The organism is Bradyrhizobium sp. Ken64 (assembly GCF_055807555.1).
On sequence record NZ_JBVVPA010000009.1, the window covers coordinates 215,014 to 238,673 of the forward strand.

At 58.8% G+C, this 23,660-nt stretch carries 15 protein-coding genes and 5 pseudogenes; 11 read left to right on the forward strand and 9 right to left on the reverse strand.

Annotated elements, in window-relative coordinates; genetic code table 11:
- The first annotated feature begins 198 nt into the window (after positions 1-198).
- From AC0L2F_RS17845 to AC0L2F_RS17855, 3 genes and pseudogenes are all read left to right on the forward strand, one after another.
- Positions 199-951, forward strand: a complete 753-nt coding sequence (locus AC0L2F_RS17845; RefSeq protein WP_473249261.1) for a PEPxxWA-CTERM sorting domain-containing protein — start codon at positions 199-201, stop codon at positions 949-951.
- Positions 952-2,459: 1,508 nt separating this feature from the next.
- Positions 2,460-2,567 (forward strand): annotated as a pseudogene (locus AC0L2F_RS17850) (PEPxxWA-CTERM sorting domain-containing protein); the annotation flags it as partial.
- 369 nt (positions 2,568-2,936) lie between these two features.
- Entirely contained in the window at positions 2,937-3,563 is a 627-nt protein-coding gene (locus tag AC0L2F_RS17855; protein WP_473249262.1) for a PEPxxWA-CTERM sorting domain-containing protein, read from the forward strand.
- A 187-nt stretch (positions 3,564-3,750) separates the two neighbouring features.
- On the opposite strand, the gene AC0L2F_RS17860 is transcribed toward AC0L2F_RS17855, so the two are convergent.
- The 5 genes and pseudogenes from AC0L2F_RS17860 to AC0L2F_RS17880 form a co-directional block, all read right to left on the reverse strand.
- Positions 3,751-3,957 (reverse strand): hypothetical protein, encoded by a 207-nt coding sequence (locus AC0L2F_RS17860; RefSeq protein WP_473249263.1) that lies wholly within the window; start codon positions 3,955-3,957, stop codon positions 3,751-3,753.
- Positions 3,958-4,098: 141 nt separating this feature from the next.
- Positions 4,099-4,206 (reverse strand): annotated as a pseudogene (locus tag AC0L2F_RS17865) (PEPxxWA-CTERM sorting domain-containing protein); the annotation flags it as partial.
- A gap of 684 nt (positions 4,207-4,890) precedes the next feature.
- Complete coding sequence (locus AC0L2F_RS17870; RefSeq protein ID WP_473249264.1) at positions 4,891-5,595, reverse strand: PEPxxWA-CTERM sorting domain-containing protein; 705 nt, start codon at positions 5,593-5,595, stop codon at positions 4,891-4,893.
- Positions 5,596-7,620: 2,025 nt separating this feature from the next.
- Positions 7,621-7,863 carry a transposase domain-containing protein gene (locus AC0L2F_RS17875; protein ID WP_473249265.1) on the reverse strand — a complete coding sequence of 81 codons (243 nt, stop codon included), beginning with the start codon at positions 7,861-7,863 and terminating at the stop codon, positions 7,621-7,623.
- A 111-nt stretch (positions 7,864-7,974) separates the two neighbouring features.
- A pseudogene (locus AC0L2F_RS17880) lies at positions 7,975-8,628 on the reverse strand (IS66 family transposase).
- A 60-nt stretch (positions 8,629-8,688) separates the two neighbouring features.
- On the opposite strand from AC0L2F_RS17880, the gene tnpB reads away from it, so the two are divergent.
- The 4 genes and pseudogenes from tnpB to AC0L2F_RS17900 all read left to right on the forward strand — a co-directional run bounded on the left by tnpB (position 8,689) and on the right by AC0L2F_RS17900 (position 11,666).
- Complete coding sequence (gene tnpB, locus AC0L2F_RS17885) at positions 8,689-8,808, forward strand: IS66 family insertion sequence element accessory protein TnpB (protein ID WP_473249266.1); 120 nt, start codon at positions 8,689-8,691, stop codon at positions 8,806-8,808.
- A 231-nt stretch (positions 8,809-9,039) separates the two neighbouring features.
- A pseudogene (locus AC0L2F_RS17890) lies at positions 9,040-9,228 on the forward strand (IS66 family transposase); the annotation flags it as partial.
- A 105-nt stretch (positions 9,229-9,333) separates the two neighbouring features.
- Positions 9,334-10,085: pseudogene (gene tnpC / locus AC0L2F_RS17895) on the forward strand (IS66 family transposase); the annotation flags it as partial.
- 1,311 nt (positions 10,086-11,396) lie between these two features.
- Positions 11,397-11,666, forward strand: coding sequence for a PilZ domain-containing protein (locus AC0L2F_RS17900; protein ID WP_473249267.1), 270 nt, complete (start codon positions 11,397-11,399; stop codon positions 11,664-11,666).
- Between the two features lie 59 nt (positions 11,667-11,725).
- On the opposite strand, the gene AC0L2F_RS17905 is transcribed toward AC0L2F_RS17900, so the two are convergent.
- Positions 11,726-11,926, reverse strand: a complete 201-nt coding sequence (locus AC0L2F_RS17905) for a hypothetical protein (protein WP_473249268.1) — start codon at positions 11,924-11,926, stop codon at positions 11,726-11,728.
- A 214-nt stretch (positions 11,927-12,140) separates the two neighbouring features.
- On the opposite strand from AC0L2F_RS17905, the gene AC0L2F_RS17910 reads away from it, so the two are divergent.
- Positions 12,141-12,290 carry a hypothetical protein gene (locus tag AC0L2F_RS17910; RefSeq protein WP_473249269.1) on the forward strand — a complete coding sequence of 50 codons (150 nt, stop codon included), beginning with the start codon at positions 12,141-12,143 and terminating at the stop codon, positions 12,288-12,290.
- Between the two features lie 1,245 nt (positions 12,291-13,535).
- Here AC0L2F_RS17910 and AC0L2F_RS17915 read toward each other — a convergent pair.
- The 3 genes from AC0L2F_RS17915 to AC0L2F_RS17925 form a co-directional block, all read right to left on the reverse strand.
- Entirely contained in the window at positions 13,536-13,739 is a 204-nt protein-coding gene (locus AC0L2F_RS17915) for a cold-shock protein (protein WP_027516248.1), read from the reverse strand.
- 118 nt (positions 13,740-13,857) lie between these two features.
- Positions 13,858-14,091: a DUF7662 domain-containing protein gene (locus tag AC0L2F_RS17920; RefSeq protein ID WP_473249270.1), complete on the reverse strand. Its 234-nt coding sequence runs from the start codon at positions 14,089-14,091 to the stop codon at positions 13,858-13,860.
- A 368-nt stretch (positions 14,092-14,459) separates the two neighbouring features.
- Positions 14,460-16,418 carry an autotransporter domain-containing protein gene (locus tag AC0L2F_RS17925; protein ID WP_473249271.1) on the reverse strand — a complete coding sequence of 653 codons (1,959 nt, stop codon included), beginning with the start codon at positions 16,416-16,418 and terminating at the stop codon, positions 14,460-14,462.
- A gap of 395 nt (positions 16,419-16,813) precedes the next feature.
- On the opposite strand from AC0L2F_RS17925, the gene AC0L2F_RS17930 reads away from it, so the two are divergent.
- The 3 genes from AC0L2F_RS17930 to AC0L2F_RS17940 all read left to right on the forward strand — a co-directional run.
- Positions 16,814-19,261: a caspase family protein gene (locus AC0L2F_RS17930; protein ID WP_473249272.1), complete on the forward strand. Its 2,448-nt coding sequence runs from the start codon at positions 16,814-16,816 to the stop codon at positions 19,259-19,261.
- Positions 19,262-19,317: 56 nt separating this feature from the next.
- Complete coding sequence (locus AC0L2F_RS17935) at positions 19,318-19,584, forward strand: hypothetical protein (protein WP_473249273.1); 267 nt, start codon at positions 19,318-19,320, stop codon at positions 19,582-19,584.
- A gap of 894 nt (positions 19,585-20,478) precedes the next feature.
- On the forward strand, positions 20,479-23,660 hold a 3,182-nt coding region (locus AC0L2F_RS17940; RefSeq protein WP_473249275.1), incomplete at its 3' end, for a cadherin-like domain-containing protein.

Here is a 23,660-nt window from a genome sequence, read left to right on the forward strand (position 1 = left end):
ATATACGCGGTCAGCGCGACAACGTCGGCGCAAGTCGCAGAGCGGGGTGAAGAACGGATTGTCACGACGATGCTTCGGTTCCTACGTGCACTATTGCACAAGCGCGAAATTTTTGACTCTGTCACCCGTGAGTGTAGTCTTCAGAGATAGCCGGTATCACTGAATTCCTTTTTTACTTGGATAGGTCAGGAGATTTCGATGCGCTTTGGATCTGCCTTTTCAATTGCGTCACTTACGGCATCCTTGGCTGCTTGTAGTATTGCCACGGTTGCCCAGGCAAACACCGTCGTGTTTTCGGACGGTTTCGAGACACAGGTGGTGAACCACTCCGGGCCGAGCGGAAGCTCGGGAGGTTATGACAACTACGGTACTGGGACCGCGATCGGGCAATGGACTGTCGTTGGGCCTCTGGGCAGGACGGACGCTGTTTCTGTCGTGACAACGAACTTTACGCAGAACGGAATTCATTTCCCCGCTCAGTCCGGCAATCAATGGGCAGACTTGGCAGGGCAAGATGCCAACGGCAACGAAGGCGTCAAAGTCACGGTTTCGGGACTGTTGGGGAAAACGTATCTCGTTTCCTTTTGGGTTGGAAACGTTATTGATCCTGAAGGGGTGTTCGGATCGACGACCACTGTTAATCTGCTCGTCGATAACGTGCAGAAGCTCTCTGCTGTCAACTCTGACAGCTCAGTCACGAACGGCAGCATCACGCAAGTCTGGAATAATTACGTCTACCAGGGTTTTGGCGTCTCTGATTCCGCTACTTTCACGTTCTTGAGTGGCGACCCAAGCAACGATTTCAGTTCTGCATTCGATAACGTCACTGTTACCACGGTGAGCGCGGTGCCAGAGCCTTCCACCTGGGCAATGATGATCCTTGGCTTCTGCGGTATTGGTTTCATGACTTACCGTCGCCGCAACAAGATCACCCCACTCGCCAGGGTCTGATAACCAGGGTCTGATAACCGGGCTTTCAGGCAATCAGGAAGACCGCCTCCGGGCGGTCTTTTTGTTTCTCATCCTGCGGCTTGCGATGCGATGCTGATGGGAAGACGGTGCATTTGACTGAGGTGATCCAGCCCGGCGCAGTCGCCCCCGTAGCTTCATCTGTACCCGGCGCGCTCAAGAAGGCCAGAAGCTGTAGGAGCGCCGTGGTGCTCGGGTTCGAGAGCTTTACCGCTCGAGGGGCTGCATGCTCGGAAGAACACAGACAAGCGCGTCTTGGCCGCCGCACGGCTACATCCCAAACGAAAACCCCAGCACCGGGTTGAGGCGGAGCTGGGGTCTAAGCTTACCAAAAGGCCTGTCCGGGATTGGGCCGGGCAGGACGAGATCCTAGGTCAAATAGGTTAACTTTAGGTTGTCGGAGCGCGGCTTTTCGGCTCCCCGCGACAAAGTAGTTCAGCGCGGACTCAATGAAGCCCCGCGGCAATAATCAACGGAACCCAGAATAAAGTTAGGGAACCTCGATTTTGCTTGAATGATTCAAAATCGGGGCAATAATGTTAATTATTATTAACAAAATATGTTTGGAGGATATTATGAGAAAGTTAGGGCTCGTAGCTCTCTCGACCGTTATCTCTATCGTCTCCGCGGAAGGTTCCTCTGTCCCCGTTCTAAGCCAAGATGGCCAAAACCTTGGTTTCAAACTCAACACTGTCGTGTCTGGACTGCCAGGGAGCAACGGCGCTTTCGGAGGGTATGATGTTCTAGGCTCTGCAATTAACAGCGATGGGAAAATCATTGTAAACGTTGCTAACGAAGGCAAGAACTACGTTTTCAACGACGTCAACAATCAGACCGCGGCAAATGCGATCTCCTCGACTTCGTTCACAGGCTTTGCGTCGGCGCTAGCGTACGCGAACGGATCGGTTTGGGCGTCCGCCAATGGCGGATACCTCGCGAAACTCAACAACGACGGATCAATCAACACTCTGTATAACGGGTCAAACAACAACCCCGCCATCTCAGCCAGCCAAGGGCTCTGGACCAACCCTGTAACCGGCAACTTGATCGCGGGTAATCCTCTGTATGAGATCAATGTAAAGGGAGCCGTGCCAGTGCAGGCTCTTCTTACAAGCAATTTTTTTGCTGACGGGCTGACCGTATCTCCCGATGGCCGATATGTTTACGGAAGCTACGGGGCCATCGTAGACCTGACAAATCCGAACGGACCTCAAGGGAATTTCGGATCAGTGAGTGGCGCGGACGGAATGGGAGTTATCAGCGCTCCCGGCAAGGCTGACCTGGACGGAGATATCATCGTCAACACAACGGACGGGCGAATTGTGTTGGTCGACCATGTCACATTCTTGCAGACCGTTCTTGCCACTGGTGGCGGATATGGGGATTACACGTCGCCAGATAGAAACGATGGTTCGCTTTTGATCAGCTCTTCTAACAATTTGCTTCGGCTGAGCTGCGGCGATGGCTGTGGTATCGGCGTTGTCGTGACACCGGGCGTGCCTGAGCCATCCACCTGGGCTATGATGGTGCTGGGCTTCGCTGGTGTGGGATTTTTGGCATTTCGCCGGAAGTCCAAGGCGGCGTTGATGGTTGGCTAGTCTGTACCATCGGAGATGAAAGTAGAGAGGCCGCCCTCGGGCGGCTTTTCTTTTGTGCGGCTTGCCTCTCACCTCTAGTGAGGTGCTCTCTGCGCCCATACCAGGGCGTAGCGGGCCCCCACCACTAGCACCCTGGGTTCGGCGAGGTTGTGAGCACGGCCTCGCTCATAAGTCGTGGCCACCATTAGGTACCTCACGCCGGAGCAAGCCCGTATTCGCCTCCCGTTTTCCGCCCGGCGCGGGGAGGCCGGATGCCTTCCCAATTAACCGAGAGCGCGTTTTCAGATTAGATGACTCGACGTTCTCGCCCGGAGCCGCTAAGAATAATCAGAGTTTAAATATTTAAATGAGGGAATTGGAGGGATTGTTATGCGTCACGGGACTTTCAGAACCGCGGTACTGGCTGGCGTAGCTCTCCTTTGGGGGACGTTCGGTGCCTCAGCGTCTCTGGTTAGCCAAAGCGTCACCTTCACCTTCAACGTTGTTGACGCTGATACGCTCCGGCTGACGGTTAATGGCGTCCTGGACGCCACCGGGAATTGGGCTCCCGTCAAATTCCTCGACGCATTCGACGTCAGAAATGTCGGTTCATTCTCCGCGGCCTCGGCCACATATCTCGGAAATTCGCAATTTGTTGGCGGCGTCGCGGGAAAGCAGGTGACTGGGGCGGGTGTTGGCTGCGCCAATGGCGGTGGGGCTTCCGCCTGCTTCAATTGGACTCCCAATCTCACACTGACCAATCACATGGTCTTCAATATCGATTTCACGCCCAGCGGCGCTGGCCTCGATTTCAGCAACCCACATCTCAAGGTCGCCTTCTTTACCAACAACACCGACACCAAGAAGACCGGCGATCTCTTATCGGCAAACTTCGCTCCTGACCAAATTGCATCGGTCCCCGAACCCTCGACCTGGGCCATGATGATCCTGGGCTTCGCTGGTCTGGGCTTCATGGCCTACCGACAGAAGAACAAGCCTTCGTTCCGCCGAGTCTGAACTCAGCCTCAAAGCGATATCCAAAGCCGCCTCAGTTGGGCGGCTCTTTCTTGAGCTCGACATGGACGGGGGCAGGGCCGGTGGTTCAAGGAAGGTTGGCACAGCATCCGTGAAGACAACCGCTTAACTCGATCCGCAGGATCGCGCGCGATCAGCAACCCGATCTCACAGCAGTCCTACCCGGCTCTCAGAAGGCGCGCGGTATCGAATGCCAGACGGCACTTAGATGAGAGGCGAGGTGCTGATCGACGAACAGGCCGAATGACGGCCACTGAATGAGAGCTGCCCCAAACAGGAGGATGGCGGTGGAGCCGGCCAACATCTCTTTGACTTCGCGGTGCATGCCAGAAAACGTAGCAGCATAGCGATCAATTGTCGACTTGCAGAGGAACACCCGTCCGCTCCTTATCAGTCAGGAGCGCGCCTCGACGCGCTTTGGTCCTGCTCTCCGCGGGAGCACTTCGTCAAAGGAATAGGCAGCGCAACAAAAAGACCGCCAGAAGGCGGTCTTCGTGCAAGTCCGAACAGGATTTGGTTATGCCGTAAAGCGTGCAGAGCTTTGATTGCGACGACGGTACGCCATGAAGCCAAGGCCGGCAAAGCCCAGGACCATCATGGCCCAGGTTGATGGCTCGGGAACGGCCGAATTGATCGCGAACGTTCCGTTCAGGTGATCGATGTCGGTCCGATAGCGTATGGTGGTGCCGAGCAGAACGTCATCAAGGGTCAGCGTGTACTGGTTACCACCGAAATTCAGGCTCTGAGGCTGAAAGTCGATGTAGACCAGGCCGCCGAGAACTGTGATGAGGCCGGTGACGCTTGCGGGGAAGTTCAGCCCCGTCGTCACAGGAGAGGTGAGCGAGACAGTCAGATTGAATGCATCCCCGAGAAACGCGTAAGGGTTAAAAAGCCCGGTGTTCTTCAGCGTGAAAGAGCCAAGATCGACCGTGGCGCCAGCGGCCACATTCGTGAAGGTCGTCCCCTGGAACGAAAGGGTATGATCCGTGGCGGTGCAGGACGAGCCGAAGCACCCCGTGGTCGAACCTGTGAATGTGGATGCGCTTGCACTCGTCGCGCTCAATCCAAGCGCAACAACCGCAGCAAATCCCAAATCCCGAAACAGTTTCATAGAGGCCTCCAGCCGGCAAACGATGGAAATTTTGGCGTAGTCACCAGACTATGCGAATAAATCAGGAACCGGGTTCGAGTCAATATATATCAATTAAATCTGCGAAATTTAAATGTTAATAACTAACCGAGTTGGCGCTGACCTGCCGAAAGACCGCCCTCATGGGCGGTCTTTCGGCTCGCGAGAGCTGGACGATACTCAAGCCGCAGTCACCGGAGCCCCACCTTGCTTCCGACGATGGGCAATGAAGCCGATGCCCGCGAAGCCCAGGATGAACATCGCCCAGGTCGAGGGCTCGGGGACTGCGCTCGTGAATGTCGCCGAGAATGTGAGGTCTGAAAAATTGTTGATCGCCGAATTCCATGCCGTCTGGGTCAGATTGGGTGTGGGAAGAGGCACGGTGTCGGAATAGATCGTGCTCCATACCAACGTGCCGAGATTGGAAACGGAGTTGGCGGTGCAGCCTCCGAAGTTCAAGCAGGATCCAACAGTCGCCAAGCCGCTATTGTTGGCAATTCCGTAGGTGCTGAGGAACGCCACATAGCTCTGGCCTAGCGTCACGTTGGCGCCCACCGGCGAGAAGTCGAGAATGCCGGCACTTCCGGCCACCACCGGGCTCTGCCAAAGCAAGGCGGTCGGCTTGGAGCCGTCCCAAGCGTAGACAGCAGCGTACAGCGAGGTAAGGCTCGAGCTATTGAGCGTGAACTTGAAGTCGGTGAGCGAGCCGGTCACTGGAGCGGTGAACGTCTCCCCAACGAATTGCGTTTGCTGGCCGCCGGTCAACGAGCCCGATAACGAGCCGAAGCTATAAGTGTTGGTCGGATTGCTGATCACATCAGCTGAAGCGGGTACTGCATGGGCCAGAACTGCTGCGACGGACAGCGCAGCTACTTTACGAAACATCAGAAACAACTCCCTTGCTTTGTGGTGCAGGGAGCAGTCGCACACCGGTTCCGACGTCCTGATGACAGCGACGCGACGGTGTCCGGGCAATTTGCCGCAGTTGCATCGGCTAGTTCTGGAACGCGCGCTTTACGCGGGGGCCGACATCTCGTCTTCAACTTTGGTAGCGTCCAGTTTCATCCTCGCGCGTTCTGCTGACCCGCACAGGGTTCAGGTTCACGTTGTGAACGGCCTACGAGATCCGTTCATGGAACTGGCTGACGCTTCCGACGTAATCGAATTGACGAAAACTGAAATCCGGCGGTAGGCTTCGACCAGTCCCGTGACAGACCGCGCTGGTTCTATTTTTTTCCGCCGCAAGCCGAATGACGCCGCTGGTTTATTCAGCTCCGTTGGGATCGCGGTCATCACGAGACCTTGATTGAACGAGCTCGCGCACAGGCGCGACCAAACTTCGCTCCGGTGGGGCATCTCGGCTTTGTTGGTATGTGTTTTGCTTTTCGTTGGTTTTGGAGATTGCCATGAAGGACGCATTGCACAAGGGGCGCAAACCTCGCGAGCTGAAGAAGGTCCAGGGGATGCCGAAGAGGCCTGCCGCCCCGGAGACTATCGCAAGCCGCTACCTGGAAGTATTGCGGCTAAGACAGCGTGTGCTCGAGGCTGATTCTTCGCGCGCTGTACGCCACTAGGGATAGTTAAATGCGCTCGCTTTACGTGACGTCGCTGGTAGTCGGGATGGTGGCTTGGCTTTGGGCCTTGACCACGGGTATCGCCTGGATGTTCGGGGCATAACGATCGTCCGCTGAGAGGCGATTGGATCGCCTGCCTTCGCACGGACGGAAGCCTTTTACGGCACGGGCTGCCCCGCTGCTTCGGCGTGATGGAGCACCTTCTAGCCGCTTCCGTTTGGACGTCCTGTAGCTCATGTTTTATGCAGGGAAGGCTGTGAAGGGCGGCGGGATGATGCAGGTCTCACCCGATTTCTGCCTTTTGATTACGACCGTCTTAACTTTTCTGCGCTTGCCTTGAGCATTCAAAGGGAGTGCCTGATGGCTAAGGAGAGGAAGTCGATCCGAGAACTCTCGGAGATGATCAGCGGAGTGGTCGGGGTGCCAGGGCTCAGCCTCACCATCCGGCCTGACCACGCTTACGGCTGGCAACCGGTAGTGTTGTCAGCGCCGGGCAATCCCATCGGCTTTCAGAGGAGGGTGGAGGAGATCGCCCATCGCATGCGAATGCAATACGATCTGGCTATCTAGTCTGCCATCGTCTACGCGATGGTTGCTCGACTTGTTTGTTGTGCCGTGGCGGGACCTGATCCGGGAATTCGTACCCTTCCCCGTTGAGAAGCCGCTGCATTTTGGTCAGCAGGGCGAGCCGCTTCTCGGCTTCGATGATTGATTTTTGATTATTATTTCCGAACAAAATCTGAGACGACTTCTTCATCCCCGGGTCCTCCAAAAAGAAGCAAAATGCCGATAGTCTCCGGGGCTGTCTGTAACCTAAATTACTAAGTCTCTCTTTTTGTGTTCATTCAAACTGGCCCGGCTGGAACTCTGCGCGCGGAGTTCCGGCGCGCCTCCACGGGATGGAGCTAGTGTTGATCGCCAAGCAGTTTCGCCCGGGGCGAGGCCGTAAGGCAGCCGACCTCATGATGTCGCCATAAAGCCAGTTCGCGCTGACGGCCACCTATCACCCGGTCTCCTGGCGCGGGGATACGCCTACTGCCCTTAGCAACATGTGCGGTGCTCGCTCGCGATAGCCCTCACAGCCTTGTGGCACCGCTTTGCAGATACGGTGACACGGGCCGGCAGTGGGTGAACAGAAGCAGCCCGTCACCATCAGCGTATCCATTCGGCGTAGGCCGCAGGATTAACGCCTGAGCAGTCCAAGGTTCTCTTTGTAGAACCTAATCAGCTCGATGAGGTTTTCGATTCCGAAGTCTGTGAACGCCTGGATGCCGTCTTCTCCGACGCCATAGACCCAGATGACGCCGTCCTCGGTCTCCATTTCGTTGGCGACGTCTTACAGCCAATCTTCGTCTTTTCGCCGACGTCTTTCGCGACCTGGATGATGGGGGTGACGTGATGGATCTTGACGTGCGTGATCATGCCCTCGAGCAGAGACTGATGATGTCGGCGTCCAATTCAAGGGCAGAAGTTCGTCCAGCCGATGAGGCGGATGGGCGGGGATGCGGGCGAGGCTATCGGTGAGCCAGGCCTGTGGGTCGATGACGTTCATTTTCGCCGGGACGATGGGGCTGTACATTGCTGCGGCGCGCCGCCCTCCGCGATCAGATCCGTAGAGCAGCCCGGACTTCCGTCAAGAGCGACGCCTCGCAAAGCCCCGTTCGGTGACATTGTTGGAGAGGCACACGCGTCAATCTTCCAGGAACAGCGTGAAGCTCGTCCATCGCTTCAGGATGTAGTTGAACGCCTTGGCCAGGTCATGGCCGCGGGACAATTGGGCGAGCTGTTCGCGCATATAGACCTGCAGTTCTTCGACCATGTGCCGGCTCAGCATCCGTCACACCTGAAGGCGCTCCTCGGCGCTCGTGCCGTCGAGGGACCGTTCGATCTCGAACAGCGATCCTTCGCACGACCTCGATCGCGACCGGAGAGAGTGGGATTTCCTTTTGCCGGTGGCCTTGCGCCGGGCATTCTCTTCGATGTCAGCCATGGCAAAGAATAGGCGCCTTCCATGCGACCAGCAGGCAGCTTCCCGGATTGGTCCGGGCTCGCGCCCGGCCAGACAGAGCTGATTGTACCCGTCATAGGCGTCGGCCTGCAGGATGCCGGCATACCGGGCAAAATGCCCCGCGGATGCTTGCGGTCGCGGGAGTAGTAGAACACCGCTGCTGGTGGGTTCGCGCCCGCAAATGGCCGGCTTCCCGGATGTAGATTCAACATCGTCCCGCTGGGGCCGTACGGGCGGCCGCGCCGAACAGCGCGGTGACGATGTCGCCTGGCTCGAACGGTGCGACCAACGTGCCCTCGGGCCCGCCGCGCAGCGCGCCAGATTGGTCTTGCGCACGCTCAGCGGCAGCTGGTGCAAATCCTCGCGGCCGAGCGCTAAGGCATTGAGGCTAGAGCCGTGTATGTGTTCCGCGCCAAGCGCGCCGACCGGGTGAAGCTGATCTATTGGGATGGCACGGGTGTGTGCCTGTTCGCCAAGCGGCTTGAGACGGGTTCGTTCTGCTGGCCCAACGTGTAGGACGGCGTCATTCGCCTGACCGCGGCGCAGCTGTCAGCCTTGCTCGAAGGATTGGACTGGAAGCGGGTCCACGCCGCGCGCGAGACACCGTCGCCGATCCATGCGAGTTGAACTGCGGCACAGTGAATCAGTATGCATGTCGCGGTCGCGGGATGCCGCGATGCATGGTGTAATCGCATCATGGCGACGACGGCCGACACGCTTTCGGACGATCTCGGCACGCTCAAGGCGATGCTGCTGGCCGAACGGGCGCGCGCCGCGCGGCTCGAGCAGATCATCAAGGAGTTGCAGCGTCATCGCTTCGGCCGCCGGGCCGAGACGCTGCGAGGACCAGTTGCTGCTCGGCCTGGAGGAGGTCGAGCGGTCGAGGCGAGCAGTGATGCCGCAACCGATGCAGCCAATGCTGCCGAGCGATCGAGCCGAGCCGCACGGCGCCGCAGGAACAGAGGAGCGCTGCCGGCGCATCTGCCGCGGGTCGAGATGCTGATCGACCTCGACGATCACGCCTGCCCGTGCTGTCAGCAGGCCTATGCCCGCGACGACCGGCCCTGGGGCGGCACGGACCCGCCCGCCGTGGCCTATGTCTACGCTCCCGATCGCAAGGCCGAACGGCCGATCGTCCACCTCGCGGGTTTTGCCGGCATCCTCCAGGTCGACGGCTATGCCGGCTATCGGGTCCTGGCCGAGCGCGGTGACGTAGAACTGGCGTTCTGCTGGTCCCATGTGCGCCGGCGCTTCTACGAACTCGCCGCGGCCGGTCCCGCACCGATCGCCAGCGAGGCGCTCGAACGTATCGCCCGGCTCTACGTCATCGAAGCCCAGATCCGCGGCCGCTCCGCCGACGAGCGTCGCGCCGTCCGCCAAGAGAAGAGCCGGCCGATCGCCGACGAGTTCGAACCCTGGCTGCGCGCCAGGCTCAGTCTGATTAGCCAGAAGACCAAACTCGCGGAGGCTATCCGATATGCGCTGTCGCGTTAGGACGGGCTGACGCGCTTCATTGCCGACGGCCGCATCGAGATCGATTCCAACGTCGTCGAGCGCGCTATCCGCCCAATCGCGCTCAACCGCAAGAACGCCCTGTTCGCTCGGACGGCGGCGGCGACCACTGGGCCGTCATCGCCTCACTGATCGAAACCTGCAAGCTCATCGGCGTCGAACCTCACGCCTATCTCGCCGACGTTATCACCCGCATCGTCAACGATCACCCGACCAGCCAGATCGACGAACTGCTACCCTGCGCCTATCTCGCTACCCAAAAACGCTGGCGCATGGCCTGAGAACATCGCTTACGAGTCAAAGGCTATAGCCGGCGTATCAAGCGGATGGATCTCGAACCCGAAAAAGAAGCACTCAAGCTGGCGCGGTGCCTTCTCGCATGGGAGTTCCTCACTGGTCCAACGGCAGAGATGATACAAGACCTCCGAGCAGAGCCTCACGAGCAACTCCGCACCTTGAAGAATAACCGCTAACGCCGCCTCAGTGGGGTGGATTGCTCGTATAGGCTCCGTCACTCGGCCAACCTTCTTCGCACCACGCTCAGTGGAGCGCCACCTGAGCGGGCGCGTTCGAACGACGTAGCCGAGCACGACATGCGTCGATCTCCGATGGACGGGGGACGGGAAGCTCATCCACCTTATCCAGCGCTTGGATCAATTCCGATAGCCAAGCAGCGCTGCTCGCGGGGGCGCTTGAGTGAGCCGCTCCCTTACTCTTCATGCCGGGAATGGACGCCGAAATAACGCCACCGTAAATCGCGTCCAGAAGCATATTCAACATCTCGCCATCCCTTATTTTGGTTGGGAACCACGCTAAATACGGATTGTTTCAGCATTGCTTCGCGGCTCTGCGGAATGGCTTCGTGGGCAGCTGCTGCGCACAGCCGCGGAGCAGGGCAGCTGGATGCCCCAAAGCCGCTTCCCATTAGCTCGTCACAGGGAATGGCAAGGGAACGCTCGTTAGGCAACACGCGCGGTCTGTCAGTTCGCGGCAGAGGTCAGCGAGCGGTTGCTGGTCAGATTTTCGGAAGCCCGGGGGCTCACGGAAGATCGGCTGGAGCAGCCGGCGGCAACCAAACCGAAGGCGCGGGCGCAAGTCGCAGCGACGTGATTGCCGAAGGTTGTGCTGAATCGGATCGAGCGCCCGCCGCAGATGCACATCACGCGGGGTCCGGGAGAACCTACTGCGGGTAACGCGGGCCAGGCGGTGCCGCCCCGGCAGGATGGACGAGCCTTGCGACCGGATGGGCCAGCGATCGAGCATTATCAGCGGGAAAGGCCGAGGGCCGTTACAAGGACCGCCCAAGGATACTGAGCGCAATGGAGCGATAGCAAGCCTGCTGGCTGAGGGCCGCTCCTGGAACTTCATACAGGATATGACGGGATTCAGTCGCGCGACGGTCGCGAAAATTGCGAAGCCGGTGTGCCACGATATCGCTAGCCCGAACATATCAACGCCAGCGCAATACGGAGGGACGCCGCCTCATCGCCATGCCGCTCGTGGCTACTGCACCCTTAAGTGACCGCCAGAATTGGCGCATGATTATTCGCAACCAGTTTGACTTCTGATCTATGCCTCGTAATATCGCGGTCATGGAAGACCGCAAAGCACGCCGGCGCCGCGTCTTCAAAGCCGCATTGATCCAATTCCCCGGTGGCGCCTTCAGTTGCGTGGTGCGTGATCTCTCCGAGACCAGGGCCGTCCTGGAGGTACCAAGTCAGCTTGGTATTCCGCACGAATTCAGTCTAAGAATTCCGACGGCGGAATTGGACCGGCCATGTCGAGCTGTGTGGCGCTCGGCGAAGGGGATCGGGATCGCTTTTATGTACAGCGAGATAGTTCTGTCGCAAACGCAAATCTGACCTTCTCGCGCGGCTGAAGCATGCAAGTACAATGCGCCTTAGGGGAAGAAGTAGTCAGCTCAGGTGCCTTCCGGCCATTCGATCGGCGAGCATTGCAGTTGCAGTCCACGGCGCTCGATCTCTTGGCGCAGTTCCTCTGCGCGCACTTTCGCCGGTTCGCCCATCAAACGAAAGCCAGACCTCGCATCGGCACGGACCTGAGTGCGGATGCTCTCGTACATCTGGAGGATGTACTGGTCGGAAAGATTTTCAAACGACATGTTCGCACAATCCTTGAAAAGAAAGGGTGGGCGGCCAGAGTTCTCGCGTCGCTGGCGGCCCATACCGGACAGTCGAAATCGTGGTCCTTGGGGATCGACTTGAGGGTAAGACCAGCCGTGTCCGGCCCGACAAGCAGTAGCGGCGCGCGCGACCGGTCTCAAGTCGACGTTCGGATTAGCCTCACTTCTCAAGGTTACGGGCGAAAGGGCGGCCATGGACCGCGTCGTCGCTCTGGTCGCGCTCGCCCGTCTGAAACTGCGCCTGGAGCTGCTGCCAGCGCAATCCGCAACTGTTGGAGGCTATCGACATGAACCGCACTTATCAATCGGCCGTTCGAGCTGGCAGGGTTTGCCGGCGGGCTGACCCGCGCCGAAACGACCGAGAGCGATCTCGCCGTCAGGGCGCGCGCACTATGACACGGTTCTGGCCGACATCGACGACCAGCACGCATCGCTGAAACCCGTGTCGGCTCGCTCGAGGTCGCCCGCGCCGCGCTCGACCAGGTCATCGACCGCATTACCGCGACCTATGGCTGCCCAAACGATGGCTCGAGCGAGCAGGGGCGGCGCGTCCGAGGTCGGCCAGGTTATTGACGGGAAGCCCGCCTAGAGGCCGCCGGCCCGGGCGTTTCTTGGGGAATCGCTGGGCCGGCGGCTTTTGGGGCGGGACTGGGAGCCGCGCGAGAAAAGCTTAGCCAAGCGCTACGTGTCAGGCAATTTTGGCAGGTAGACAATGATCCCGGCCAAGGCCTTCGGCAGCCATCGCCGCATGCTGGCCGAGCTCCGCGAGACCCTCACGGTGCGCGGCTACAACGGCGCGGGCGCCAGCCGCGCGCCGGCGGCCGAGGCCGTCGCGCTGGCGCGCGTCGTGGGTACCCCGCGGGGACATCGTCGGCGCGGTCAAGCAGGGCGACCGCAAGGTGATCCCGCTCAACGATCCCGCGGCCGTTGTGCCCACTCTGACGATCCAGAACTTGAATCTCGACTGGTATTTGACTGTCAGCGTGCCGGCGAATCCCAGCCGGTAGCTGTCTTATTCTCCGTCGGCACCGACATACTGACACGAAGTCGTCGAATCCAATTGCTTCGAGCTCACCCCGAACATTGGTTGAAGCGCCAGCCTAACGCTGATTTATGCGGCTAGCTGTCATAATCATTCTCGCCACCGAACTCGCCGCTCTTCGCCTGAAGACGACGTAACCGGGTCGACAAACGCTTACGCTGTAAAGTTATACTCAGTGTTTGATCCGAAGCATTTGATCAATGTGTCAATGCCGCATCAGTGCGACCACGGATATGAACGACGTGCTCGGCGTCTTGCCGTTTGAAGGGAGCCCGCTAGAAACTTTTGTTCATTTCTCGGGCCAACCGCGCAGACTGCTACCGCCGCGATGCCCGTGATCAGTTTCATCAGGACGACGGCCTCTACGGCCGACTTGACGGGGTGGCCATATGCTGGCGCGTTTCGCGTCAGGGGGCACCATAGGCAGCTGGGTTAGGCAACTGCGCCGTGAACCTCACGGGGCTCGTCAGCGGCCAGTCGCGCAACGCTAGCCGCGCATCCAGATACTCGGTGAGCGACTTCATACAAGCTGGCGCGACAGGCGTGTTAACCGACTCGCAGATTTTCAGCTGACGACTTGCCGCGGTTGTCGCGTTCCTCATAGCTGACCTTAGCGCCTTCATTGAGTGTGCTGAGACCAGCTTTCTCGACCGCCGAGATATGAACGAAGACGTCTTTACCGCCATTGTCGGGCTGTATGAACCCGTAGCCCTTCGTCGGATTGAACCACTTCACAGTACCTACGGCCACCGAACGCTCCCTGAATATAAAAGGCGATGAGATCCTAGTTCGTCGGAGTAGGGCAAGGCAAGGGCGGACCCGCTCCGGAAAGGACGCGCAGGGGCTCTTTGGGAGATACGGAGATGCTTCAAGGCATTCGATGAAATTCGACAACCCGCCTCTTGATCGAAACCCTCGCCCGCAAGCCTGCATGCAGCCATGCTCTAGCTTGGCTGTGCGCCAGCTTCAGCGAGATCTCATTGCTCCACCAGGCGGTAAATCGGTATGCTGATGCTGGGAGCTCTCGCCCAAGGATCGCTTCTATTTCAGCAAAGGTGAGGCGGATGACCTGACGGCTATCGCTCAGCAGGCTCTGGCGCAAAGGATCGTAGACCGACTTCCGAATGATTATGCCTCCGCCCGAGGGATGGCGAGCCTAGCCTCATGTTAGGACGGCGGGAAAGGCGCCCGGAGAGGGGTCTTGTGGGGAGCGGACCTGTCTTTCGGAAGGTTACTACCCTCGGCTACTACTGGCCCGACGCCGTGAGCGGCTGAAGCAAGCCACACGACCTATTTTCAGGAATACCCGCAAAGGGCCACCGCGACCCGCTGGTGAGCTATTCCCAGCGACGGCGGCGCAGTGTAGCGCACCGGCTCACCGCCAGCGAGCAAGAGGTGGTCGTCTGGTCGCGGCCCCACAGCAGCAAAAACCCCGGACGTGCGGGGCTTTCGCGCCGTAATTATGCTCGATTAATACTTGGCAACGAGCGCTTCGGGCCCGAAGCGATAGTTAAGCCCGACCTTGACCTGATTGATGTTGTCTGACTTGACCGACATGATCGTCGTACCGTCCGACGCAAGGGCGCGATCGCGCCCGAACGACAGGTAATCGTATTCCGCCTTTGCAGACCAATTCTTACCCAGGTCGAACTCGGCGCCATAGCCAATCGTCCAGCCCACGCGCGTGCTGGAGACGCCGAACCCGGTGCCACTCGCGACGAATGCGCCCGCCCCGTTGTTACAGACGCTTCCGATTGCCACGCCCTGGGGATTATAGCAGGTCGTGGTCGTGCGGCCCTCTTCGAAGGCAGCGCCGCCCTTGACGTACCAGAGCGTACGGCCCCACGCATAGCCGAGGCGAGCGGTTGCACTGGCGACCCAGTTCGTCTTGTCCTCGGCGACGAAGTAAGCCGAGGTCATGCCGGCGCCGAATGCTTTGGTGCCGACAGTCCGGGAGCCGTGGATGTTAGCCGCACCGATGTCGCCCTCAACACCGAAGACCCAGTTCCTGCTGAACTGATAGTTATAGCCCAGCTGACCACCACCGAAGATACCGCTCACCCACGGACGGGTGCTGTCGGTTACGGGCTCGCCATACCTCACATCAGTCCGGCCCGCGGAGCCGCCGAAGAAGCCGCCGACATAGAAGCCAGTCCAATTGGTCTCAGTGATTGCAACCGGGCGCGCCTTGACCATTCTAATTGCCTTGGTCGGCATGATCGCGGCAGCAATCGTCTCCGGGGAGAACTGATATCGAATGCCGGCATTCCCGGTCCAGCCATCGATATTGGAGCCGTTTCGATAATCGACCCGGACGAAGCCAAGCCAGCCGGTGTTGACGACTTGACCAGCAATTCCGAGCGAGTACTGGCCGTATGTGCCTACGCGCGAGGTGGTCGTAGCCTGATTGTACGTGAACGGAGCGCCGGCGACGGGGAACACACCGTTCAGCGACGTGTAGTTCGAACTGACGTTCCCAGCGAACTCGTGGAAGATGCTGGCAGATGCGAAAGGCTGCCAGATGACGTTCGGAGTTACGATCGTCCTGCCGCCGCGCAGACTAAGGCGACCCATCTCGCTTTCAACGTCGTTTGTCTGAATGATGCCAGCGATGCCGGTGAAGTTCGGACCGGAGACGCCGGGTGCCGTGAAGTTGTCAACTGACGTCCTGGAGTAGATGAAACCGGCCGACGGCTCGATGAACCAATTATCGCCGAGATCAAAGTTATATCCAGTCGAGGCCGAGATCGAGAAGCCATGCGCATTGACTGGCTGATTGGCGAACGCGAAACCGGCGTTGTTCACCTTGATGTTGTAGTACTCCTGGCGAACCATCAAGTCAGCAAAGAAGCGCCCCTTCGTGGCGACAACGTAGGCGCCGAAGAAGGGCACTTCGAAGCTGTTATCAAATCCAGCGTTGTCGCTCGTCTTTGCGCCGAGATAACCCGCCGTCGTGCCTAGGTGCACGTTCCAGCCGCTCCAGTTGAGCCGCGCGATATCTGTGCCGACTTGAACACCGGCAAAGCTCTCCTTCTGCGAATTGGAGCAGTTGGTCGAAGCGGTGTTGAACACCGCACCGCCTTGCGTCGAGGTACCGACCGAGCTGGAACTTGAGCTGATGTTGACCTGGCCACCGACCGCTCGCGCCCAGACACCACCGCCGGGCTGGTCTGGCGCGGGGTTCGCCGGAGCCGAAACGAACGCGCTGCCCTGCTGCGTAAGGAACGCGGTGTTGACGTTGCCGATCGCGGCCGAAATGGAAGCGCTGGCAGAGCTCGTCGGAATTGCCAACGTGCCGATGTTGTTGATGGGTACCCCGGTCTGCGTCGTTGCTCCGCAGTTTTGCGCTATTGCTGAAGATGAACCCAGGAAGGTAGTGGCAGCCATTGCAAGCCCGGCGGCGCCAATCCATTTAGCGAAAACGCTCATCTAAGTTCCCCAAAAAACGGATTCGAAAGTATTAGCTTCAGCCTAATGCAGGGGATCGGCGGGCGGAATGCTGTCGTTGGGAGTCTGGCTGGGACAGGCTGTGAATTCTTGACGGTGTATCCAGTCAGCAACATTCTGAGAGCAGCAAGGGGGGTGAAACGCCGATTGTGTGATTTGCATCACTGCGCGACAGACCCATTCGGTGCGCCAAGCTCCGATTGCGGAAGAGACAAGCTAGGCTCGAGAAGATTGTTTGTGACCCGCATCACGCAGGTCGGGGGGCAGGTATACCTTCGTGGGCAATCGCCTCGAAGCATTGCTAGTCAACCAAGGCGAAGATAGAATCTGAAGAGATTTAGGTATTTTGGGCTGGCTGCTCTGCCAGCGGAATTTTTATGATCCGGCGGCAAACCGCAGCGTTGGCGATGATCGTCGGGACCTTTCTAACGCTGGTCCTGTTGCCGGATCGCGCCTTAGCGGAACGCCGAGTTGCATTGGTTGTTGGCAACTCGACCTACCAATCGGTACCGCAACTTCCTAATCCTGCGCGCGATGCGACCTCGGTCGCAAAGATGTTCCGAGAGGCCGGATTCGACGCCGTAGAAACGCTGATCAACGTTGGCAACCTGGAGTTCAAGCGTGCCATCCGTAAGTTCGAGGTCACGGCGGATCAAGCCGACATCGCTGTCGTCTACTATGCCGGGCATGGGCTCGAGATCGGCGGCATCAACTATCTGATCCCGATAGACGCACGGCTCGCCAGCGATAGAGATGCAGACGACGAGGCGATCCCGCTGGAGCGCCTCGTCTCCTCGGCTGATGGAGCCAAGCGGCTTCGCCTTGTCGTCCTTGATGCCTGCCGCGACAATCCGTTCGTTTCGACCATGCGGCGCGAGCGGCGAAATCTCGCGACCCGTGCCGTCACCAGCGGTCTTGGCAAGGTCGAGCCGACCATGACCGATACGCTGATTGCATACGCCGCGAAGGCGGGCTCGACGGCGGACGACGGAGATGGGGAGCACAGCCCGTTCACGACGTCGATTCTGAAGAATCTTCCCGTGCCAGGTCTCGATATTCGCCTCGCGTTCGGGCGAGTGAGGGACGAGGTCCTGAAAGCGACGGCCAGTCGCCAGGAGCCATATGTCTATGGTGCCCTCGGTGGCGGTACGATTTCGCTGGTGCCGGCTCCGGCCGTGCCGCGGGAGGCGCCGGTGAGCGACGTCAAGGCGGACTACGAGTTGGTTCAGAAGATTGGTACGAAGCGGGCGTGGGAAGTGTTTCTTGCGACACATCCGACCGGCTTCTACGCAGAGTTGGCGCGCGCGCAGATGGAGGCTCTCGGGGTTCAGCCGCAGCTCGCCGCACATCCGCAGACACCACCGCCGAGCCGAGATCCACTGCCCTCGAAAGAGCAGATTGAGTGGGACAAGATTAAGGACAGCGCAGACATCCCCGTGCTCCAACGCTTCATCAAGCGCTTTCCCGATGCGCCGCTCGCGATCACCGCTCAACAACGCATCAGCCTCTTAAAGCGGGTGGTCCAAGAGCGTGAGGACAAGGCGCGCGTCGCACGGGAAGCCGCCGAGGAGGCGAAGCGCAAGGCGGATGCGGAGAAGGCGGAACTCGCCGCGCAGAAGAAGCGTGAGGAAGACGAGCGCCGTGCCCGCGAGTTTGAAGCGGGCGAAAAGGCAAAGGCAACGGCGGTCGCCGCTGCCGCTGAAAAGAAACGGCAGGATGATGAACGGCGCGCCGCCGCGGCCGAAGCCGAGCGGCTAGTGAAGGCTGCGGAGGCCGAACGCAAGGCGCAAGAAGCCACGCGAAAGGCCGCGCAGCTCGAACGCGACAGAGCCGCCGCCGAGGCCGCGGCTTTAAAGGCGGCCGCGGAGAAGCAGGCCAGGGACGCGGATGAAGCACGAAAGCAGGCGGAGATTGCTGCCGCCAAGGAAACGACTTTGACGGAGAAGAAGCGTCTGGAGGAACAGCGCCGCGCGGCCGCAGCCGAGGCCGAACGGCAAGTCAAGGCCGCCGAGCTCGAACGCAAGGCACAGGAGACCAGACAGAAGGCCGAACAGACTGACCGAGATCGAGCCGCCGCAGAAGCTGCAGCCGCCAAGGCCGCTGCCGAGAAGCAGGCCCGGGACGCCGAGCAGGCCCGTAAGGTGGCCGAACTCGCTGCGAATAGGGAAGCTGCCTGCAAGGATCAGCAGGTCAGGCTCGACACGATCCTTGCCAAAGGGAGCGAAGGCACGGGGGTCGACGATCTCACCGCCTTCTCGAAGACGGTGACCTGCGGCCGGCTCGGGCCAGTGGTCGTTGCCGCGCTCGATCGCTTCAACATCGAGGCTGCGAAACGGGCGGCGATCCTGCCTAACTCACCGCAACTCGTCACGTTGGCTCAGACCGAACTAGTCCGGCTCGGCTGCCTGACAGGCAAGCCCGACGGCAGGCTGAGCGATATGACCAAGGCCGCGCTTGGCCGTTATTTTACGATCGGAGGCCAGCCGATCGAGCCTGACAAGATCAGCGTGACCCAGACACTGGTGGGAGAGCTCACAAAGCATAGTACCCGGGTCTGCCCCATCCAATGCAAGAGCGACGAAACCTTAAAGGGCGATGTGTGCGTAGCGAACGAGAAGCCGGGTGCGGCCGCGGCATCGTCGCGCAAGAGCGATGACGACGAAAAGCCCCGCCGCAAGCCATCGACCCACGAGGCGGATCGTGACTCGGTCAAGCGCGCGAAGAACGAAAACGATGCGCCCCGTGCGCGGCAGCAAGCCGTCGCACGTCCGAGCATCGTCAGCGGTGGTAGCGGTCATAGCACGATGATCGGCGTTGGATTTTGAGACGATCGAAGCCGGCCGAGTTAAGGGGGGCTTTGATGGAGCAATAAGGAGTGGACATGAAGCGGCTTTACTCGCTGGCGCTTGCTGCAGCGGTCTCTGCGTCGTTCGTGATGATTGCCATTGGACCGGCCGATGCGGATCACGGAACGCAGGTCACCGGTGCAAGCTCCTTCACATCGCGCCACCTGCCCCTGCATCCCCGCCGGGCGGTGACTGGACACATGATCCCCATAACCCGTATTGCCGCAGTACCTAGGGCCGCCGTCTGTGGCGGCCCCCGGTGTGGTCGTGATTTCGTACTGATGCTCGGGATCGGCTTCTGATCTGCAGTAGTCAATGGTGTGCGGCGCGCCCGGACGATCCGGCCGGTTCAAGCTGGCGGGGACCTCTGGGGTCACAGCTTGGTTCGCTATTACGGACTTCAGGCTCGATCCCGTTCTGCTGGTCGAACTTCCTGATCCAGGATTGAATGTAGCGCGGATCGTCGGAACGAAGCTGCTTAACTAAACGAGGGTCCTGCGCGGTGAATTCCACTAGGGATCCGTCAATCGTGCCTCCTCAAAAGCCTGCCCACATCTAGGTTGCTGTAGCGGGAAAAGTGGTAACCCAAAAGGCCGCTTGAAAAGATCTTGCGTGATGCAGCGCCAATAGAGAAAACCCCGCCTGGGGGAAGCGGCGCTTTCTGGTGGGGGGAAGCTTAGGGAGGCTTCTACCATAAGACGCTCGATCGGGGACGAGGTTCAAAGCTAAAAAGCGAACCACGCCAATACCGGGATGATCGAACCGATTGCACACCGAAATGCTTGCGGGTGGCGTTACTGATCGGCCCCGCACGCGCTGAACGCCTATCGACGATAAGTCAGTTATCGAAGCCCCGCTGTGCCAACAGCCAATCGACGCCCGGCGTAGCGATACGCTCGTTGCGCTTCTCAGCCCGCGCCCGATGTCGTTCATGACAGCTGACTAGCGAAGAAAATGAAGCGGTTTATTAGCCGCGTGCGTCCCACCCATCCGCTTCGTAGCCGGGCTAAGGCATCCTTGGCGACACTGGTATCAAAGCACCGCAACGCCCGTAGATTTCCGGTGGTCGGAAGGAGCTGGGGATGTCGATCGTGGCAACCACAATCTTGGAAACAGCGATTAAGCCTTTGAAGGGCAGAAATGCTGTGCAACATTATCACGTTTTTATGATTTTTTAACTTTTTGCGAGGCCGGTCGTGAATTACAGCGGCAAGTTTTCTCCAGATGTATTGCATGAGGGCGCTACTCACCTAACATTTGACGGGGCTGAGACGACGACCGTCAAGACTGTTCAAGTCCTTGATGCCCACCTCCTATTCTCAGGTGACTACCAGCGCATCGGCTCAGATCTCATCATCTCGGATGCACTCAGCCGAGTAGTAGTTGCGGACTATTTCAAAGGGCACGGCCATACTCGCCCGCTGCTCGTTTCCCGAGATGGCGCGCCTCTCGGCGCTGCGATAGTCGACGCTCTGACAGGCTACACAGCTTATGCTCAGGCCGACCCGCAAAGTACCGCGGGTAAGGTGGTCGGGCACGTCGTTAAGATGTCCGGCAGCGCGAGCATCGTTCGCAATGGCGTCACCATCATCGCAAACACCGGCGACGTGATCTATCAAAATGACGTTGTACAGACGGGCAGCAACTCGACCATCGGCCTGGTGCTCGACGACGGTTCCACGTTCAACCTCTCCGCCAACGCGAGGTTCTTACTTGGTGATCTTTCGTATGATCCGGGTAGCTCATCGAACAGCGCATTTTTGACGCTAGTGCAAGGCGCGGCCAGCTTCGTGGCCGGGCAAGTCGCCAAGACCGGTGATATGCGAGTGGCAACGCCGGTCGCCTCCATCGGCATCCGAGGGACAGCAGTTAATCTCGAAATCTCTTCGGCCGATGGCACCGTATCGATCTCGGTCGTTGATCAGCGCGATAATTCCTTGCACGCCGTTGAAGTGTTCAATAACGCCGGCGTGCTGATCGGGACCGTGACGAGTAACGGCACCTCGCTCACCCTCACCCCGACGGCAACGTTCGAGGTGATCGCGCAGCAGGTTAACAAGACGGCGGATCAGGTCGCGCGGGAATTCAACGCTTTTCAGCAGGTTCTGAGCACTTACGACGCAGCTAAGCAGATTCTTCCGAACCTGCCTGAACACACTGACAATAGTGACCATCAAAACGATAATAATGCTAGCCCGAATAGTACAAAGTTCGCCGGAAGCCCGCCGCTAAACCCTCCGGGTACTGAATACCACTCGCCCGCGGCAACGATCATCACTCAGACGACGAATGGCGAAACGTCACCAACCACGGTCCAAGTCACCATAAACGCGGTTGCTCCAACCGAAAAGTCAGTCTCGCCAGAAATAGAAATCGCACCTTCTGTAATTCCGGTAAAGCTCACTTCACTTCCGTTTGTGGTCACTCCTGCATACGTGAACGTTATCGCTTCAGGGCCAGGAGATCACAGCGGGCCTGTCATGAGTGCCAATGGCGACGTCGTCTACGATCCCGATGGCGCGATTCATTTTTACGACCGAGCAGCAAACAGCACCACGACAATCGCCTCGCCTGCGGGCGGTTGGATATACGGTTCACCCACGATCAGTTCTGATGGCCGCTATATCGTCTACGAAGGTTCGAACGGCAGCAGCAGCTACGTCTTTGTCTACGGAACAGATCCTTCGGATTCGACCCACTATCATGTTCAAACACAGATCGCTCTTGGTCGGGCCCCCGCTGTCAACGGTGACGGCAGTACGATCGTTGCCCGACAAGCAAATGGCGACATCGCAATATATGGTCTGCAGGGGAATATTAAGGGCATAATCGCGCCCGCGGCAGTTGGAAGCTCTGGCGCCGTCTGGGCACCTGCCATCAGTGCCGATGGTCACGTGATCGTATTCTGGAATTCCGATTCCAATGCGGTTGGCGGCTCAGGTCACCTCTTTTCTTTCGATCTATCAACGGGGGAGTTTAGCCACCTCGCGGATACTTCCGTCGGTGCGGGTACGACCCTTCCTACTTTGAGTGCTGATGGACACCTAATCGCCTATCAGAGCGCAGACGCAACAGGCCATTCTGAAATTTACTTGTATGATCTGGAAAGCAAGGCCGTTCTCTTTCACACTGCTAACGCTTCAAGCAGCTTCAATCCGGTCCTGAGTCCGGATGGACATTTCATAGTATTTACAAGTGATGCGAAGTTGTCGGCCGCTGACACCAACGCAGTTGCGGATGTCTATATCGTCGATGTCACATCGCCTGCCGACCCCGTTTACAAGCTTGTTTCCGAGGGAGCGGGCGTCGCGTCAAACGGCGGTGTGGCCATCAGCGCTGGTGGGCAATACGTCGCATTTGCTGGCGACAGCGGTATATTCTTCGCAGACCCGACATCGAGACATAGTGCGGTCATAACCGAGACCATCAGCTCTCCAAGCGTGCTGCAAGCGAGTGGCCTGATACCAATTACGGGCAACTACGCGGATGTCAAAATAAGCACTGCAGATCAGTTCGGAAATGCAGATCCGAATTTCACGGCGAAGTTCGACGCTGTCGGAAATATTAGCTGGGCTTTCAGCGAAGAAAAAAGCCACTTCGACGCGCTGTCCTATGGTCGAGACGCCACTCAGAAGTTCGTCATAACGCTTTCGGCTGACGACGGGGTGGTGACTATCCCGGTGTACGTGACTGTGCACAACAGTGTGCAGCCAAACATCAATGTTGTCGACTTTAAGCCTGTTGCGAACCCCGTAACTCTGCAGGACGGTCAGCAGGACGCGTCGTATACGGTCACGTCGGCCGCGTTGCTCAACGGTGTGGTTGACGTTGACGGCCCCTCGCTATCGATTTCCTCCCTCTCGATTCGAGACGGCGGGGGCAGTCTGGACCAAGTTGATAACCAGACCTGGAGATACACGCCGGACCCCGGGTTCAGCGGCCGTGTCATCTTCAACTACGAAGTCACGGACTCCATCAAGAGCGCTGCTTCGATTGCCAGCCTCGATATTGCATTGCCATTGGCCCTTGTTTCGATCGCTCCAGATACGGAGCTGAATGGAGATTTTGTTACCAGCAGCCAGAATCTGACTGTTCTTGGAACAAACGGCGCGATTTTTTCCGGAGAACGGATTCAGGTAAGTAGCGATGGCGGTGTCAACTGGAGTGATGTCGCTCAGACTACTGCTTCGACCTGGAGTTTTATTGATCCACTGGCGCACGGTACGAGCTTTACTTATGACGTCCGCGTCCTAGATTCGGCCGATGTGGTGATCAACTCGACGAGTCGATTGGTCACAATTGACACCACAGCTCCGTCCGAGGCGCTGGCGATCACGGCGATCAACCAGGACAGCGGCACGGCCGGCGACTTCATCAC

Excerpts from the sequence above, each read along its gene's own strand:
- AC0L2F_RS17845 (WP_473249261.1), top strand. The coding sequence starts at position 199 with ATGCGCTTTGGATCTGCCTTTTCAATTGCGTCACTTACGGCATCCTTG.
- AC0L2F_RS17855 (WP_473249262.1), top strand. The coding sequence starts at position 2,937 with ATGCGTCACGGGACTTTCAGAACCGCGGTACTGGCTGGCGTAGCTCTC.
- AC0L2F_RS17870 (WP_473249264.1), bottom strand. The coding sequence starts at position 5,595 with ATGTTTCGTAAAGTAGCTGCGCTGTCCGTCGCAGCAGTTCTGGCCCAT.
- AC0L2F_RS17875 (WP_473249265.1), bottom strand. The coding sequence starts at position 7,863 with ATGTACAGCCCCATCGTCCCGGCGAAAATGAACGTCATCGACCCACAG.
- AC0L2F_RS17900 (WP_473249267.1), top strand. The coding sequence starts at position 11,397 with ATGGAAGACCGCAAAGCACGCCGGCGCCGCGTCTTCAAAGCCGCATTG.
- AC0L2F_RS17905 (WP_473249268.1), bottom strand. The coding sequence starts at position 11,926 with ATGTCGTTTGAAAATCTTTCCGACCAGTACATCCTCCAGATGTACGAG.
- AC0L2F_RS17910 (WP_473249269.1), top strand. The coding sequence starts at position 12,141 with ATGGACCGCGTCGTCGCTCTGGTCGCGCTCGCCCGTCTGAAACTGCGC.
- AC0L2F_RS17925 (WP_473249271.1), bottom strand. The coding sequence starts at position 16,418 with ATGAGCGTTTTCGCTAAATGGATTGGCGCCGCCGGGCTTGCAATGGCT.
- AC0L2F_RS17930 (WP_473249272.1), top strand. The coding sequence starts at position 16,814 with ATGATCCGGCGGCAAACCGCAGCGTTGGCGATGATCGTCGGGACCTTT.
- AC0L2F_RS17935 (WP_473249273.1), top strand. The coding sequence starts at position 19,318 with ATGAAGCGGCTTTACTCGCTGGCGCTTGCTGCAGCGGTCTCTGCGTCG.